The 17003-nt window shown below is 49.6% G+C and carries 11 protein-coding genes; 1 reads left to right on the top strand and 10 read right to left on the bottom strand.

The genetic code is table 11. The features are described from left to right. Positions 1-49 precede the first annotated feature (49 nt). The 9 genes from AWQ22_RS10950 to psbA all read right to left on the bottom strand — a co-directional run bounded on the left by AWQ22_RS10950 (position 50) and on the right by psbA (position 15036). Positions 50-4924, bottom strand: a complete 4875-nt coding sequence (locus tag AWQ22_RS10950; RefSeq protein ID WP_065711099.1) for a hypothetical protein — start codon at positions 4922-4924, stop codon at positions 50-52. Beyond that, positions 4921-6450: a DUF11 domain-containing protein gene (locus tag AWQ22_RS10945; RefSeq protein ID WP_084448990.1), complete on the bottom strand. Its 1530-nt coding sequence runs from the start codon at positions 6448-6450 to the stop codon at positions 4921-4923. The genes AWQ22_RS10950 and AWQ22_RS10945 overlap by 4 nt, the downstream gene beginning before the upstream one ends. Before the next feature lie 60 nt (positions 6451-6510). Then, the gene (locus AWQ22_RS10940) at positions 6511-7170 is read right to left on the bottom strand and encodes a DUF11 domain-containing protein (RefSeq protein WP_084448989.1); all 660 of its coding nucleotides are present in this window, start codon (positions 7168-7170) and stop codon (positions 6511-6513) included. 6 nt (positions 7171-7176) lie between these two features. Then, positions 7177-9813, bottom strand: coding sequence for a hypothetical protein (locus tag AWQ22_RS10935; protein WP_157094617.1), 2637 nt, complete (start codon positions 9811-9813; stop codon positions 7177-7179). A 566-nt stretch (positions 9814-10379) separates the two neighbouring features. After that, positions 10380-11144: a hypothetical protein gene (locus AWQ22_RS10930; protein ID WP_065711097.1), complete on the bottom strand. Its 765-nt coding sequence runs from the start codon at positions 11142-11144 to the stop codon at positions 10380-10382. Between the two features lie 308 nt (positions 11145-11452). Beyond that, a complete protein-coding gene (locus AWQ22_RS10925; protein WP_065711096.1) occupies positions 11453-12280 on the bottom strand; it encodes a bifunctional diguanylate cyclase/phosphodiesterase in 828 nt (275 codons plus the stop codon). A gap of 293 nt (positions 12281-12573) precedes the next feature. After that, positions 12574-13062 carry a DUF3122 domain-containing protein gene (locus AWQ22_RS10920; RefSeq protein WP_065711095.1) on the bottom strand — a complete coding sequence of 163 codons (489 nt, stop codon included), beginning with the start codon at positions 13060-13062 and terminating at the stop codon, positions 12574-12576. Positions 13063-13085: 23 nt separating this feature from the next. Then, complete coding sequence (locus AWQ22_RS10915; protein WP_084449049.1) at positions 13086-13733, bottom strand: DUF3365 domain-containing protein; 648 nt, start codon at positions 13731-13733, stop codon at positions 13086-13088. Positions 13734-13953: 220 nt separating this feature from the next. Then, positions 13954-15036, bottom strand: a complete 1083-nt coding sequence (gene psbA, locus AWQ22_RS10910) for a photosystem II q(b) protein (RefSeq protein ID WP_030006608.1) — start codon at positions 15034-15036, stop codon at positions 13954-13956. A 200-nt stretch (positions 15037-15236) separates the two neighbouring features. Between psbA and AWQ22_RS10905 the strand changes: the two genes are divergently transcribed. Then, on the top strand, positions 15237-16103 hold the full coding sequence (locus tag AWQ22_RS10905) for a mechanosensitive ion channel family protein (RefSeq protein WP_065711094.1): 867 nt from the start codon (positions 15237-15239) through the stop codon (positions 16101-16103). On the opposite strand, the gene AWQ22_RS10900 is transcribed toward AWQ22_RS10905, so the two are convergent. Beyond that, positions 16092-17003 carry an RluA family pseudouridine synthase gene (locus tag AWQ22_RS10900; RefSeq protein WP_065711093.1) on the bottom strand — a complete coding sequence of 304 codons (912 nt, stop codon included), beginning with the start codon at positions 17001-17003 and terminating at the stop codon, positions 16092-16094. The two genes, AWQ22_RS10905 and AWQ22_RS10900, sit on opposite strands and share 12 nt — an antisense overlap.

The raw sequence follows: 17003 nt of genomic DNA, 5'->3' as shown, positions 1-17003 counted from the left end.
ATATTTTATGATTTGACAAAGTTAAGCTCATTGGATTTTTTTAGAAGAATTAATCTGGGGAGGTATTGGCATTCCAGAGACGATCTAAGTCAATGGTTTGACCAAGTTGGCGGCTACGTTGGCGGCCACTGATTTGGAAAAGATTATCTAGGTTGCTTAGATCTTCACTGAGGAGGAAATAAAGCGCTGATTCTAAACGACGAATTTCTCTAGCACTGAGGAAGTTCGAGGTGGGTTCGAGGGCGGGAAGCTCAGGAGTGTTTTCATCTAAACGGCGATCGCCAAGGATTAGTGGTTCGGTATTGGCATTACCAAAGAGGAAACTGTCGTCGGTATCGAGGCGGCGGGCCTGGATCTCACCCCCAAAGACCGCATCATAAATTTCGGGGGCGAGGGCCTGGAGTTCACTCTCGCTCAACTCATCTAAACGGCGATCGCCTAAGATCAGCGGTTCGGTGGTGCTATTCGTGATCAACTCATTGGCTGCTGATTCATCCAAACGGCGATCGCCCAGAATTTGCGCCTCTGGTTGGGGCCTGGGCTGGGGTTCGCTGCGGGTGAGGAGCCGTTCTGTCGGGATCTCTGCAATGGGGTCAGATTCTGGCATCAAGCTCGTGACAAATTCGGTGATCGGATTCATCGGCGTAACCTCGGCAAGGAGGAGGGTATCGGGATCAGCAAGTGGCACAAAACCGAGGATCCAGTAGGGCAGATAGGTAAAGTTGGGGTTGAGGTCAGCATCGGTGCGGTTATAGGTTTGGACTTGGAGATTTGTATCATCGGGGGTAAAGGTGGCCTGGGATAAGTTCAATGAAAAACTTTGGGGCCGTTCCTGGCGAGAATTGCGATTCACTGTACTGGTGGTGTTTTGGGGGAGATCAGGCGGTAAAGTCGCTAATTGGGGTAATTCTGTGTTGATTAAGTTACCCACAATGGGATTGCCACCGAGCTGGGTAGAAATGGCCTGGAAGGTAGCAGCAGTACCACTCAGGGTAAAGGTAATCGGCTGTTCTGGAACTTTGTTTTGGGAACTGTTGCCTAGGGATCGGAGCGTCAGGCGATCGCCACTGATCCCGCGACTGAGGAGATATTGGCGGGCGGTTTGCAGACGACGGGCTTCGAGATTATCGGGGGTCAGTTCAGCCAGGGGCGGGAGGATGCCTTGGATATCCAATTTTAGGTCTGAATATTGACCCAAAACAGTGACCAAACTATCGAGCACCATTTGTCCTTCCAGGGAAACACTGGTTTTCCCCCGCTCAAAATCAATGGCCTGGGACACATCTAAGCGCAGGGGTGTTTTTAAAGCCGCTTGTAAATTAGCATCAGGCTTGGGGGCTTCGACCATTAATTTGCGGGTTTCTGGCACAGCAGCAACGGGTTGCTGGCGACCAAAATCAAACAAACTGTCCAGCTTGAGAGTAACCCCCGCATACAAACCCCCATCCGAGCGACTGCCAGAGAAATCCCGATCATTGTTCACCCGACCAGAACTGTAGCCCACCGCAAAGCGGAGATTTGGCGTCGCATAATAGCCCACCTCCGCGAGCCAACCCATTTCGCTATAGCCTGCTGAATGTTGATTGATCCAACGAATTCCCCCAGTCAGATCAAACTGTCGGTTGAGGAGGTAAGTGGCCCGGAGTTGGGCGAGGGTCGCAGAAGTCGTTGTTTCAAAATCCTCGGCGAGCTTGAGGGTGGAGTGACGATAACCAAGCTTGCCGTAAAATTCCCAACGGTAGTTAGGCGCATAGATCGCCTCGGCGGCAAAGAGATGTTCCGTGACGTCGTTCCCCCTGCCCGTGAGGAGGGTTTCGGGGATGGTGTTCGGATTTTTGCGATATTCATAGCGGAGGAGGGCGTTAAATTTATCCTCGTAGGGATTGCGGTAGGCGAGACCAACACGCAGTTCTGTGGTGGGGGGTAAACCACGGGTCGCTTGGCCTGCGGCGAAACGCCGGTCAAAATTAGCGAGAGCTGTCAGAGACGGCGATAGTTTGCCCCGGACAGAAGCTGTGATGTTACTGGTGCTGCTGCCGTTGGTATTGCGGAATTCGTAGCCCGCTTCGGCTTGGAAATTTTCCCCATCGCCCCCACCTCGATAGCGGCCCCGGATACTAAGACTATCGCCCCCACGTAGGCCGGTCGAACGGGATGCCCCTTGACCCACTGCGCCATCACTACCCACAAAAAGATTACCCACAACTTTTTCATAGGCAAAATCGAGGTCAAAATTTTTGAAGACAGCCCAGTTATGTTTAATGCCAAAGGTCGCTGCATCCTGCATCCCTGTACTAAAGCGTTCCATGTCATAACGGGCACTGAGGATGGTGTTGTGCCAGGGTTTGTATTCGCCAGTAAGGCCGATGCTGGTGGTGCTTTGGCCAGCGAGGGTACCGCTGTGGTACCAGTTTTGGTTCAGGTTTAGGTTGACGCCCTGGGCGATCTTCCAGTCCAGGCCAATTTGACTGCGATCGCTAAATACGGCATCAGATTCCGCCGAGAGGGTGGTTTGGTTGAGGAGGCGCAGTTTAAGGCGATCGCTGAGGGGCGTTGTGAAATTGGTACGCAGTTGGGTAGAGCTACCGTCGTTTTCAGGGTTGAGATAATCAAGGCGATCGCGGAATAACAAATCCACATTCAGATTCGCTTTGCCGAAACGCTGGGCAAGGCCGGCGGTGATGGTGGTGAGTTCGTTGTCCACCAGTCCAGTGGGAATCCCCTCTTGGCCGGCGTTGATCAGATCACCGAGGGTAACGATGGGGCGAATATTCACCCCCTGATTTTTTTCGTGGTCGTAGTTAAAACGCAGTTGGGTGCTGGGGGAGAGCTGGGCATTCAGGTCAACGCCATAGCGAGTCTGGCCGGGGACAAAACTAATGGTGGAACGGTTGGCAAAACCGGTGTCGGCATGGCGATAGTAGGCCCGCCCGGTAAAACCATCGGCAAATTTAGCATCCAATTCAAAGCGGTAAGCGGAACCAGAAACATTCCCTAATTCGGCGGAACTATTTTGGCTCTGGGCGTATTCACCAATAAATTTGTAGTTTTCACTGAGGTGAATTTGAGCATCAACCCCATAAACTTCGAGATCTCGCTCTCCTTGGTCTTCACGGAAGTAGGTCGCCCCGATCCAACTGGCTTGCCCTGGGTCGCGGTTGAAATGGTAGCGTAGTCGTCCGGCATATACTTTATTGTCTTCACCGCTTTCATTTTGGTAGGTGACAACAATCCGCCGCACAAGAATTTCGCCGTTGTCGCCTATTTCTGTGCGCAGCACCGGATCGCTAAAGACAATGCTGCCTCGGTCGTAGTCAATTTCGTAATCTCGGCCCCGGAATAGGCGATCGCGCCAAATCACCGTGCCGGGCCGTTCGAGTTCTTCGAGTTCAAAGTAGACTTCTTCGCTGCCGGGGACAACGAGGCGCTGGGTGAGGAAATAGAAACCGCTCGTGCCATCGGGGAGGAGAGTATCCCGCTGGAAGGCTTCGCCCCCCTGGCTATAGAGGGCAGAAATTTGCAGATCGCCAAGGTTGTAGTTTAGCTTTGCACCGTGGAGTTGGCGACTGAGGGCGGTGAATTCTTGGGAGCTGGTGGCAAATTCCTGACCTGTGCCGTAGTCCCCCCACATGACGTAGTCGGGGTCAGTCGCGCCTTCAATATCCGGAGTGCGTTCGAGGCGGAGGTAGAGACTGTCCTGGGAGGGGGTCAGGTTGCGGACGGTGGAATTATCGCCGTAAGTGAGATAGGGTTGTTCGGAAACTTGGTCGGCGCGAAAGAGGCGATTGGTACAGGTTTCACAGGCTTCATTTAGGGGGCGATCGCCATTGAAAGCTGCGGTGAAGAGCCAATCCCCAATCGTACCTGTGGCAAAGGCTGCGCCATCCACATCAATGACGGTATCGCCGTCAGCATCAGGGTTGAGGAAATCGCGATAGCTGCTGAAATAGTCCGTATTGTCTGCCCCGACCCGGAGGTTGATTACCCCCGTCAACAGGCTAGGACGGAGGGCAGTTTTAAATTGGACTTGGGTATAGGCTTCTAGTTCAAAGAGGCGGGCGCGAATTTGGACGGGGCCACTGTCAAGGGAGGATTGGAGGGTGGCAGTAAATTCCCCATCCTTGGCATCCACTTGGAAACCCGGTGCTTCAGGCCCGGCATCTTCCCCAAGAAATTCGCCGGCGGTGGCTTCGAGGGTAATCCGACCGCCCCCACTGGCCCGATTCCCATTTTTATCGAGCAATATCCCCTGGATCGTCACGGGCGATCGCCCATCGGCGGGCACCCGCGTTTCAACGGTCGAGAGCTGTAAATTTGCCACATCCCCCGGCGCTTGCACTTGGATTTCATTGCTAACCGTGGTGCCATTGAGGGTGGCCGTCGCCTTGAGGGTATTCTCCCCAGGACTAAAAATCACCCCGTACCAGGTTTGACGCACCATCCCCGTGCTACCGTTGGTTTCCAGTTGGCCAATTTGATTCGAGTCAATTTCGACACCATTAACGCTGAGGGTGGTGGTGCTGCCTGTGGGCACTTCGATCACGACGGCACTGGCATTTTTCTCTAAAATTGCCCCCGACCCAGGGCTAATAAATTGCACGGTGGGTTGGGCGATCGCCGTTGGCATTGGAGTAGACTCAATAACCGGCGTCAGGGTCTCCCGACTGTCTAGCGATTCAGTCGCCACGGGTACAGTCGGGGATGATTGGGCCAGTAGGATTTCTCCCTGGATCTCACTTGCTGCAGACGGTTTATTGAGGATCGCTTGAAACTCAGTTTCCTGGGGGCCTGTTGGCGTCTGGGTGGTTACAACCCCACTGATTTCAGCCGTTGTCACTGTTGGCGTTTGGGCCGTTACTTCAGTAAACCAACCGCTGAGGGCCAAAATTAATGTTGTTAGGGGAACGGAGAAGCGTTTTTTCATTCGTCTTCTCCAGGGATTAAAGGCGTTACGGCAAAGTTCATCCGGGCCATGCCACCGGGTTCAAGGCGCACTGTGCGGCTGTAGGTGCGGTCTTCGGCAATGAATTTTTCGTTAGGGGCGGGGGCATAACCAGGGACGCTGGTCAGATCCAAGACCCCTGCATGCCAACCAGGAAGAACATTAGCGACGGAAAACAGGCCATTTTCATCGGTGACAATGCGGTTGCCATTTTCCATAAAGACGACGGCGTTGGGGATGCCGGGTTCACCGTACTGTTGTTCCCCATCGAAATTTTTGTCTTCAAAGACTCGCCCAATGATTGTGCCGAGGTCGGAAATTAAGCCGTTGCGAATCCCCACGTTGTAAACAGCGGGGCCATCCCGGACAGTGAAATTGTTGTCTTGGCGATCGCCTTCGACAAAGGCAATATTGCGCCCATCACCCCGCAGGGCATCGGGGGTAATTTCTACGGCATAGACAATGCGGGCCAGGGGGTTATTTTCGGGAGGGGTTCCACCGGGTAAGGGCTCTTGAAATGTAAAGGTAATATCTCGACCATTCACCTGGGTTTCCAGAATCGCCGGATTTTCGCCGATGATCCCTTGCACGGAATCTTCGATAAGTCGGAAGCCGAGGGGAAGGCGATCGCGTACTTCAACATTTTCTAAACTGCTTGTGCTGAGATTATTGATACTCAGGCGATAAACAGCAATACCTCCAGGTGTAACGGTGGCGCGGTCGGCGGTTTTCTGGATGGCGATCGCTTCGTTCTGACAAAGAGTTGCAAAGAATGTAGTGAACACGACTAGGGCATTTCTTTCGGCACGGGGAATGGTGATCTCCTGATTCATCATCGAAGGATTATCCAGACTCAGGGGAAGACCATCGAGGGCGTTGGCTACATAGGTAAAAGAATTTGGCGCAACTGCTGTAATCCGAATTTGGATCCGGCGCTCATCCAGGAACGAGCCAAGCGGTGGCCGAATCAGCAAAATATATGTAGCATCAACAGCAATCTGGTCATTGCGTAGTAAGAAATTAAACTGGCCCCGCAAGTCTGGGTTTCCTAGAGCCTCGGTTTCGCCTAAGTCAAAAGGGTTTTTATTCTCAGGGTTAACATTCACGATGCCTGGGGGGAAAGGCGGAATGCCAGTAGGGGAAGGCTCAAGGACGAGTAAAGGGCCAAGCTCTGTTTGTAAAGGGCCAGTTGCTTCGTATAACGCGATCAAAAAGCCACGGTAGTCGGCGAGGGGTTCCCCGGCACAACCGACCACTCGACCCAAGGGATCTGTAAGCAGTCGCGAATTGTCAAAATCAAGGACGATTTGATTGGTGTTGACGCTAAAAGTCGTATCACCCGTCTGATAACTGGCTCCGGCCCGGTTAAAGAGGGTAACGGTGTCTGTCGTCTCTGGGGACTGGGCCAAAACCAAAGGCATACCTAAATTCAAGCCAACGCTAACTAGGGCGATCGCCGCTGGCGATCGCTTGAGGATTAGTCGTGAATGGTCAAGAAAATTAGGCATTAAAAAGACTCTGGCCGACGAAGGCCTCCAAAAAAGTAAAGACCAGTGAATGTTTGACGTTTATTGAACGCGGACTTGGTACTGGCCATTCACGCTAGCCCTTGCAGGGACAGCATTTTGGAAGGTCCAACGCACATGGGTATAGCGTTCCGCTGGGGCCGGGCGTGTTTCCACACGACCATCGGGCAAGGTGACGCGAATCGTCGGGTTGGCACTGTAGGTTTTGCCACCATCGATGCTGTAAGTGATTGTTGCGCCACCCACAGAGGCTGCTGACCCCATCACATAGACGGTATTGGCGGGCAGATCATCGGTAAGGACGAGACCGGAAATGGGTTGTTCGGTGCGATTGTTGCCGCTGACAGTGTAGCGAATGGTGTCACCGGGTTTGACCCTGGGGGCGGGCCGCATAAAACCACCCTCTAGGCTACGCCAGGCAACTTTTTGTTCACCACGCCAATTTTTTTCGATTACCCGCAGGTGGCCAGCTAGCTCAACATCAAGGTTTTGCTGGGTTTGGGCGAGGACAGGCTGGGGAGTCAGAGGAGAAATATGAAGGGGAGCAAAACTCAGAGTAAGAGCGAGACCAACTCCAAAGAAAGGTAGGGAGGAACGTTTCATCGTCAAAAGACCTTTGTCTACTAGCAACATGAAATTTTTACAGTAGCCCCCTGTCCATGCCTCGACGGTAGTAATCGAAGCATGGAAACTTGAGGGCATAGAGAATTAGTTCAAAACACGACGGAAAATGAAGCTGCCTTGGTAAGTCGAAGCAGTACCCGGTGTCACTGCTGTGTCAGGTGTCAAAGTGCCAACACTATTGACGTAGCGTGTTACCGTCGCTCCATCTGCTGGGTCTAAATTGCCCAGATTAGTCACACCATTGAAATACTGTAGTGTTCCTAGAGTTGCAGAAGTATTCTGTTGGTGAGTCGTTGAGGGAGTCGATAATGGTAAGGCCCAGTTATTCGCAGTTCCAGCACCACCAGCAACAAAGGTTCCAGTTGTGCCATCCTCCGTAATCACCAAATTACTGATGCCAAGAGTGACGTTTCCAGATGAACCTGTAGTAGAGGGTGTTGAGAAATTTACGTAGGAAATACGGTACTCAATGAATTGCCCAGGTTCAACATCATTAATTGGGTCAGTTGTCCACGTTTCAATTTCTGTTGTGCCATCCGTATCCAGCACTCGCTGTTCTTTTAATAAGGCGAGGTGGCCAAGGTACAAGCGGTCAATCTTGATGTTGAAAACGTTGTCATTATTTGACGAAGGCGTTGTTGAGAACTCAAATGCGCCAGAATTATTGTTATCGACAAAAGCAACAACTGGAACAGAATAACCGGCACGACTTACACCGTTTGCACTGAAACGATCCGCAGACAATTGGGAACCTGCCGGTAGATCAATGGTGACTGTGTAGTTGATGGAAACTCCAGGACTGATATTGTCAAATTTTAGGGTGTTTGCTGTCCCATCAAAGTTCGGCCCAGTCCCAGAGCTGGCGACATATGTGTAACCAGTAGCATCGTCATAATCATAAGCAGCACTACTGGAACCCACTGTAATCGTTACACGAGTGCCATCAGGAATATCTGTCGCTTCTTGCGCGGGAGTTGTGGCTGGAACGGCAGTATTATTCGGGGCAAGGGGAAGTAGACGAACTGTGTCTAATTCTCCAGCGTTGCTTGATGGGTTCTGGAAGGTATTGTTAAAAACAACTGGTGCCGGATTGAAGGTTTGTCCTGGAGTTGCTGTTTGGGTGCCGCCGCCTTCAATAGCAAGACTAGACTTATTGACAAAGTCATCGTTGTTGTTTGTCGGGCCAACAGCGCCAGGTTGATTTAGCGGGCCGTTTAGGATTGCCCCTGGAGGTGTAATCGCTAAGACATTTGCTTCACCTTCTGGGCCAGTACCTGTGTTGTTGTTGTTGTTATCTGTGTCTTGGTTAGCGGGATCTGCGACACCAGTATCATTTACAGGATCATAGTTCGTCCCGGTGGGATCTGGAGGTGTGTCATCGTCGTTAAAGTTGTTCGGGTTTTGGTCACCAGATTCATCGTAAACAACTTCGTTGTTCGGATCACCAACCGTTTCACCGAAGGCTTGGGCAATGTTGGCGATCGTTCCACCTGCTGTTAGACCACTGGTAACAACTTGGAAACGGAAACCATTCGCATCGCCAGTGGTGGTACTACCAGCTGCAAGAGTTGGGCCAGAAACTGTACTGTCAGCAACATTACTCGGACCAACATAAATCCAACCAATCCGTTCGACTGATGCCAAACTAGCTGGAGCCACTGTTTGCCAGACTGCAGCTGCGGGGGCAGTAGCTGTACTCCCACCAACTGTTCGAGTTGTGGTCGCACTCGTACTATAAACAACTTTCCAGCCTACCGGAGCAGTTGGTGGGGTATTTGTCAGTTCTGTATTCTCAGGAATCGCATCAGAGACGAGAATGCGCTGTACATCGACAGGGTTAGAACCATTAGCCGCAGTAGAAAGCTGAATGGTTGTACCTTCTAGGTTCGCTGGGGTAAAGGAAGAATTGGGAGAACTACTTTCAACCCGAAAATCTAAACGATAGGTAATTGTGTCATCGGTTGTCGCTGGAGTTGCTGGATTATAGGCAGCACGGGTTTTGAGAACTGTCGCTAATGCTAATGGTGTAACAGACTGAGAGGTTGCGCTACTTTGGAGGGCTGCAGCTTCTCTTTGTCCATTAACTGGTGTAGTTGCGGTTGTGAAAACATCATCAACTGTACCATCAGCATCATAGGACTGGTTTTGAGTCCCAGCACTATTATCATTAGGCGGGGTATTACCAAGTTGGATCGCGACAGGCTCACTTGCTCCCAGGCTGGAATTTACAGTGGTGATAACACGAACCTTAACAGAAGCATCAGCTGCAATACCTGTCGCTGTGACGTCAGTTGTAAACGGATTTCCTGAATTACTTTCACCAGTATCATCGAAATCCCCATCATTGTTGAGGTCAACGAGAAAACCAGTAACGCTTAGATTTCCATCAGGGTTTGTGATGGCAGCGAATGGAATCTCGATATCATTTGTCGCGTTTCCTGTATTTGTCAATAAAAAGTCGTAATTGACAATGTCATTGGAGTTGATACTACCGCCATTTTCATCAACAATCCCTGCGGGAACGTTAGTTAAACCTGCGACCTCTGCAACGGTAACAGTGACAGTATTAGATTCTGCGTTTAGAGGAACCCCTGGATTTGCAGGATCATTGTAAGTCGCGGTGGCTTTGTTAATGATGTCTGTATCTGCTGCTGTGCCAATTGCGATCGCCTGGGGGATGAGCTGGAATTGACCGGCGGCCATGAGGCCCGCAATCACCAAGGGACTAGCGAGCTTACGGATTGTATTTTTTCTGGGGGTTTTGCACTTTGGCGATCGCCAAACTTGATTGTTCACTTAAAAATTCCTCAAACAAAAATTTGCTAGTAGGGGATGGGAAGAGATGGGTCTTCTCAATTGAGGGGAGCAAAAAGTTGATTATCAATGCATATAAATAAATAGCGATTTAGTTTTGCTTTGATTTGCTTGGTATAAATTACCCATTAATTGCAGACGATCATCGCTATTTCCATGAAGAGTTAGAGAAGCGATTTAGGCCTTTTATTGAAGAAATAATGAAGATGTTGGCCCCGGCATCACAAAAACCAAAAAATCCTTAAATGCTTGACTAAAGAGCCTTTAGTCAGATATGGGCGCAGATTTATTCACAAATTTTTCTATGAAATTTTTTTGACCACTGATTTTCCCAAAGAGAAGATTCAGCTTGACTGATTTATTTGGTTTTGCCGAAGAATAACTTAAAAGTGTTGAAATAAAAAAGAAAATTTGATGAAGTTTTTATGTTGTTTCAGTATGGTCAAAATGCCGAGGACTAAAGTGAATCTTTTTCACTGTGCTGTGGCAAAAGCCGTGCGGATCACGTCAATGTGATTTTGAATCTCGCCGGACAAAGGTGTAGAAGTTGCTGCATTTGACCAAGCTGCAGCCGAAAAGAATGCTTGCATTGCGGGGCTTGCGAGACGAGTATCCGGATCAAAAAACTGAAGTTCGCCTTGGTCGTATTGCGTCCCCTTACGGATTTTTAGACCCTGGGGGTGATTGGGGCTGCTGAGGATAATTTCGCCCCACAACACTTCAACGATTTGGCGCTTGTCTTGGGTTGTGACGCGAACACAGATCGGTGTCTCTCCACTGGGCTGAATGACGAGTTCTGAATCGGTGGGGATAGCACTGGCAGCGGCGGGCGAAAGCAGCATTTGATAGGCAAAGATTTTGAGACGTTGGGTCGGCGATCGCCCCTCAGGGTTTGGGCGAATGCGGAGACCTTCAGCACAGCCCCGTTGCTGACCTTTTTGCCAACTCAGGGTGATGGTGCCCCCTTCAACCACACAGGGAAACCGATATTGGGTCTGTTGGGGGGCGGGGCCAGTTTGTAAAAGCAGTCCGTCATAGGTTTGGCGATCGCCCACAAGGACAAGACGCGCAAAGGAGTGGTTATTACCCGGCACGATCAAACTTTGGCTGTGGTTTTCGAGGCGATCGCCCACCTGGGCTGCTTGTTGACGGTGACTACCCTGCTGCATCATGAGGCGATCGCCCGTGAGGGAGACAATTTGACTCGCATCCGGCGGCGCGGCGATTGCCCCAGGCATTAATCCCAAATACAACAGCGAAAAAAATTGGCTAATTGTCCCAAGCTTAAACATTTCCTATTCCCGACGCTCCTAGACATCAACGTAGATCTCTTCCTGGGAAAAAGCATGAAATCATCGCCCAGCACGATTTCAGCCTAATCAAATCATAGTGGGCGTTACCATTTACCGATGCACATTGCCGTGATCTTGCCGCTGAATCTATATTCTCTGAAAAATTTTGCTGATCAATTTTGAGTAATCACCGTCACACTTAATCGAACAAGTGATCTGTCACGAGGCTTTACAGCAACGGATCTATGTTTAACTCAGGCAGCTAAATAGGCGCTCGCCCCAGGCATCAAATGACCACCCGTAATCTGCTGAATTTCGAGTAGAGCTGGCATGAGGGGGCGACTAAAGTAATATCCCTGAACTTCATCACAACAAAACTGCTTGAGCATTGCCAATTCTTCTGGATGTTCGATGCCCTCAGCAACCACCTTAAACCCCAGATCATGGGACATATTAATGAGATTTTTGGTGATCGCCGAATTCACTTTATTGCAATGTAAATTTTTAATGAAGCAGCGGTCTAACTTCAGGGTATCCCAGCCAAACAACCTGGTGTAATTAAAAGAAGCATAGCCTGTACCGAAGTCATCAATGGCAATCTTGACACCTAATTTTTGCAGTGATGCTAAAACGGCGCAGATATTTTGAAAATCCTCAATCAAAACTGACTCCGTGATCTCTAGCTCTAGATGTTGGGGCGCAACTTGATGGGACACCAAGAGATTCTGGAGCCGCTCAAAGAAGTGAGGAGCCGTGACCTGATGTACCGAAATATTAACGGCCATCCGAAAGGTTTGCTGGGACTGTTGATGCCATTTTTTTAACTGTTTTATGGCCCGCTGCAAGACCCAGTCCCCAAGCTCGTGGATCAGACCCACTTCTTCGGCAATGGGGATAAATACCGTGGGAGAAATCGAACCGAACTGGGGGTGATCCCACCGGAGTAGGGCTTCAAATCCCGTCACCATCGTTGTTTGAGGATTGACTTGGGGCTGGTAAACGACGGTCAACTGATGGCGGGCGATCGCCTGGGCAAGGGCTAATTCTAAAAAACGTCGTTCTTGGGGGAATACAGTTGCCATAGTCAGTTTTTATCCGTCACACCTTTTTGAATCAAGCGTAGGACAACCATCTATGTCGTCCAGCAAGGAGAGGTTCGCTGGTGTCGAGCTTTGTCCCCACTGAAGTTGAAATTTACCACTACTAAGCCAAGGTGACTTCATCAAATGTTTAAGATGCTGTGAATTCTAAGAATTCATAAAGTTCATAAAGACAATATAAAAGGCAAAACCAAGATAAAAAAGTAATCGTCGCTACGAAGTCTCCCCAGACCTCCCCTTTGTCCGGAGTTGTTTACCTGTACAAAAATTTCAGCCTAGGCCATAAGTCGCCACTCCAAGAGAACTGCCGGGGGAATCTCGATGGTCGTCTGTTCCTTGAGGGGCAAGCTAAGTTGAACTTTTTGATCGGTGGGCAACTGGGGCAAAATCTCTTTTAAATCAAATTGACCCACATTGGGCGCAGGGGCTTCGGTGGCAAATTGATCTGGTGCTGTGAGGATCGCTTGATTGGGAGCAGATAAATTCAAAGAACCCGGATGGATAAAAGTCGCCTGGCCGGGGTAGGCCACAAGGCGTAGGTCAACGGTATCAACACGACCATCTTTAACCCGTTTAAACAGCACCACCTGCCAAGTTTGACCGTGATTGTCTTGGATGGATTGGCGAGACTGATAAAGGATTTGTCCAGAGGCTTCTTCCTGTTGGCGGATACTGGCGAAACTGGGTCTTGCCCAAACGCCGCTACTCACCAAGAGAAACAAGCTTAGGCTGAGGAGAATCAATCCTTTTTTAAGAAAAAACATTGGCTGAATCTGGGGTGAGGGGTTTACTCAGGGTTAGTCTGGGCCGCTTCTAGGCTAGGAATAATGACGGAATACAGTCCCCGTAGGTCGCCAGCTTTGAAGTCGTAGGCGAGATCATCTAAATATTTGGCTTTGATGAAATTGGGGCGATTGTCCTTCGGGCCGTGGCAGGCGAGACAACTGCTTTCGACATTAATGCGGCGGTAGTAGTGGAGGCGATCGCCTTGGATTTGGCTATAGCTCAGGAGTTCGGGGTGTTGCGTAAATTTGGCGATCGCCATGGTTTCCTGGAGATTTTGGGGGGCATGGTCTGGATTGCGATATTTTTTAGCCACCTGCTTGACTTGCCAACCATTGTCTTGACTCAGTTGCCTCGCTTTCATCCCCACTGGTTTACAAACTTCCTGCATGGTTTGCGGCGTGATGTCTGCAGTCGGGTCAATGGTTTTGGCCAACTCAGAGCGCATTTGGTCGAGATCTTCGATGGCTTGCACCGCACGGGCAAAATCAGGAGGATTGGGGGCTGCTTGCACAGGGACAATGGGCCAAACCAAGGTGGCGATCGCCAAGGCACTAATGAGAATGCCGATCAGAAAATGTGAGGACTTTTGACCACTGCTCATTTGCACATTGAATTGTTTGTTTTTAAGAATAAAACGCAAAGTTTTCATTGTATTTTTCCGTTTTTTATTCAATAGTTTAGTTAATTTCTCAGGAAAAATTCGCTTTGTAGGATTAATAATTAAATCTTCTTAAAATTCAAGAAAAGCCTCTACTTTAATGGCAGAGGCTAAGAGCATTTAGAGTATATTTTTCGTTCAGGATTCAGAGCAAACCAAGATTATTCAAAGCAATCATCATGCCACTGCAATCCCAAATTCAAAGTTCCAGTTAGCCATTAATTGCCGGGGCTTGGAGGGCGACAGGCGCTTGATCTCCGGCTGCTAAATCGAGGGGGAAATTATGAACATTACGTTCGTGCATGGCCTCAATCCCCAGATTTGCCCGATTGAGGATATCCGCCCAAGTATTGATCACCCGTCCTTGGGAATCTAACAGAGATTGGTTGAAATTAAACCCGTTCAAGTTAAAGGCAAAACAAGCCACTGCTAAAGAGGCAAACCAGATACCAATCACTGGCCAAGCAGCAAGGAAAAAGTGGAGGGCGCGACTATTATTAAAAGAAGCATATTGGAAGATCAAACGTCCGAAATAACCATGGGCCGCCACAATATTGTAAGTTTCTTCCTCTTGGCCAAAGCGATAGCCACTATTCTGGGACTCCGTTTCTGTGGTCTCCCGAATCAAAGAAGAAGTCACGAGGGAACCGTGCATTGCAGAAAACAATGCACCACCAAAGACACCTGCAACCCCCAGCATATGGAAAGGATGCATCAACACATTATGCTCAGCTTGCAACACAAACATAAAGTTAAAGGTGCCAGAGATGCCCAACGGTAATCCATCCGAAAAAGATCCTTGGCCAATTGAATAAACCAAGAGTACCGCCGTCGCCGCCGCCACCGGAGCAGAATAGGCAACCGCAATCCACGGACGCATCCCCAAGCGGTAGGACAGTTCCCATTCCCGCCCCATATAGGCAAAGATGCCAAGCAGAAAGTGGAACACAATTAGTTGGTAGGGGCCACCGTTGTAAAGCCACTCAGCCAGATTCGCCGCATCCCAAATGGGGTAAAAGTGCAGACCGATGGCATTAGAACTCGGCACAACGGCAGCGGTAATAATATTGTTGCCATACAGCAAAGAGCCAGAAACCGGTTCGCGAATCCCGTCAATATCAACCGGGGGCGCGGCGACAAATGCCAGGACAAAACAAATCGTTGCGGTTAACAGCGTGGGAATCATTAAAACCCCAAACCAGCCTACATAGAAACGATTTTCTGTGCTGGTGACCCATTGGCAAAAGCGCTCCCAAAGATTGGCAGAGCCTTGCTGTTGTAGAAGTGTAGTCATAATTGCATGTACCAGTTTAAAGTACTGGGGACTAAGCAAATCGCTCAATCGATTTATTGCTTAATCACTTTTTGATTATATAGCACCGTTCTTAAAAAAGACAAGGCTTGCGGAAACTAAAGCTGCAAATAATCTTTTCTGTCCGTTTCTTGAGAGGCGATCGCCCCATTACACTAAAGTCATTGCCACTACGCAGCACCATGTCAACCCTGTTCACCAGCATCGCCAATCGCCTCCAAAACGTTTTTAACCTAGAGGTTATCGGTGACCAAATTGCCCGGGGCCTGATCAACCTCGTCGTTGCCCTCATTACCTTCGCGGTGTTCTACTGCCTTTGGAAGATTGTTGATGTGCCCCTCTATGCGTCCTTCAAAAAATCAAAACTCGATAAAACCTCCGCCAGTTTCTTAAGAACCCTCGTTCGCTACGCCATTTTGACCTTTGGCGCGATCCAAGCCCTCAACGCAGTTGGGATTAACATGGCCGCAATCGTCACCAGCCTGGGACTTGTGGGATTAACGGTCGGTTTTGCTGCCCGGGATGCCCTTTCTAACTTGATTTCTGGGCTGCTCATTTTTTGGGATCGGCCCTTTGTGATTGATGACCTCGTGGAAATTAATGGCCTCTATGGCCGCGTCGAAACAATCACCCTAAGGAGCACGCGCATTGTGACCGTTGATGGCCGGATGTTAGCGGTGCCTAATTCTGTCGTGATCAATTCAACGGTGATCTCCTACACTAATTTTCCGCAGTTACGCCTCGATATTGATGTCACCGTCGCTGTCCATGAAAATCTAGAGCGGGTACGACAGATCCTCTTGTCTTTGGTCGATGATCGCAGCATATTTACCGACACACCGCCCGCTAAAGTGGTGGTAACGGCTCTCAATGACTATAATGTGGCACTCCAACTTCAGGTTTGGTTACGCAATGAGCGCACCCATATTCCCGAACGCTTTGCCCTCCGAGAAAAAGTTTTTACCGCTTTAACCGCAGCAGGGATTGATATGCCTTTTGAAACGATCCAGCTCACTCCCTTGGCTGTGCAATTGCAATCAGAAATCTAGACAAGACGCCTGAAGCTGCGAGAAAAAATCGATTGGTTTGTCCTGGTGGGGATGTTGAAACTTTAGGTAATAAGCATTAAGAGAATAACCACAATCCCCTGGCAAAGGACTGTGATTGGCATCTTTGTGAATAGCCGGTAAGCCCCCTGGAAGATAAAGGCGATCGCCGACTAGGGGAAAGCCCATTGCTGCCATGTGAATCCGGATTTGATGGGGGCGTCCAGTGAAAATTTGCACCTCAACCCGTGAAACTTTTGCTAGACGTTCTAGAACTCGCATTTCACTATGGGCAGATAAACCATCTGCTGTGGCGGCAAAGATTGTCCCCAGGCTAGGATGAAAGACTTTGCCGATGGGTGTGGTGATGGTGATTTGATCAGGATAATCACCTGCTGGAATGACGGCCCGATAAATTTTTGTGATTTGATGTTCTCGTAATTGGCGTGTTAGGGATTGTCGCCCCAAAGGCGATCGCCCCAGGATCATCAACCCAGAAGTCCCCCGTCCCAAGCGATGAATCGGCACTGGTGTTTCGTCAGGAAATTGCCTTTTGAGTTGCGCTAACAACGTATTTTCTAAAAAATTTCCCGCGGGCAGCACCGGTAAACCCACTGGTTTATCGATGATCCAAAAATGGGGGTCTTGGTGCAAAATTTGGAAATTTAACGGCACATCTGGCTCTTCCCAAGGGGGGCGATGATACTCTAGCCGTTGATTCTTTGCTAAACGTTGTGTGGCAGTGGCCGGTTTGCCGTCTACAAAAATTTGTTGATTTTCAATTCGTTTCGCCCATTCTTGTCGCGTTGAATGGCGATAAAATTCTGCATAAAAATCCAAGACCGCTAGGCCCGTTTGGGAGGGCTTCACGCGATCCCGGTAGACCCAGCCTTGATTGAGCAT

This window comes from Picosynechococcus sp. PCC 7117, from assembly GCF_001693275.1.
In the GTDB taxonomy this organism is placed as follows: domain Bacteria; phylum Cyanobacteriota; class Cyanobacteriia; order Cyanobacteriales; family MRBY01; genus MRBY01.
This window is presented reverse-complemented; position numbering and strand designations above follow the sequence as displayed.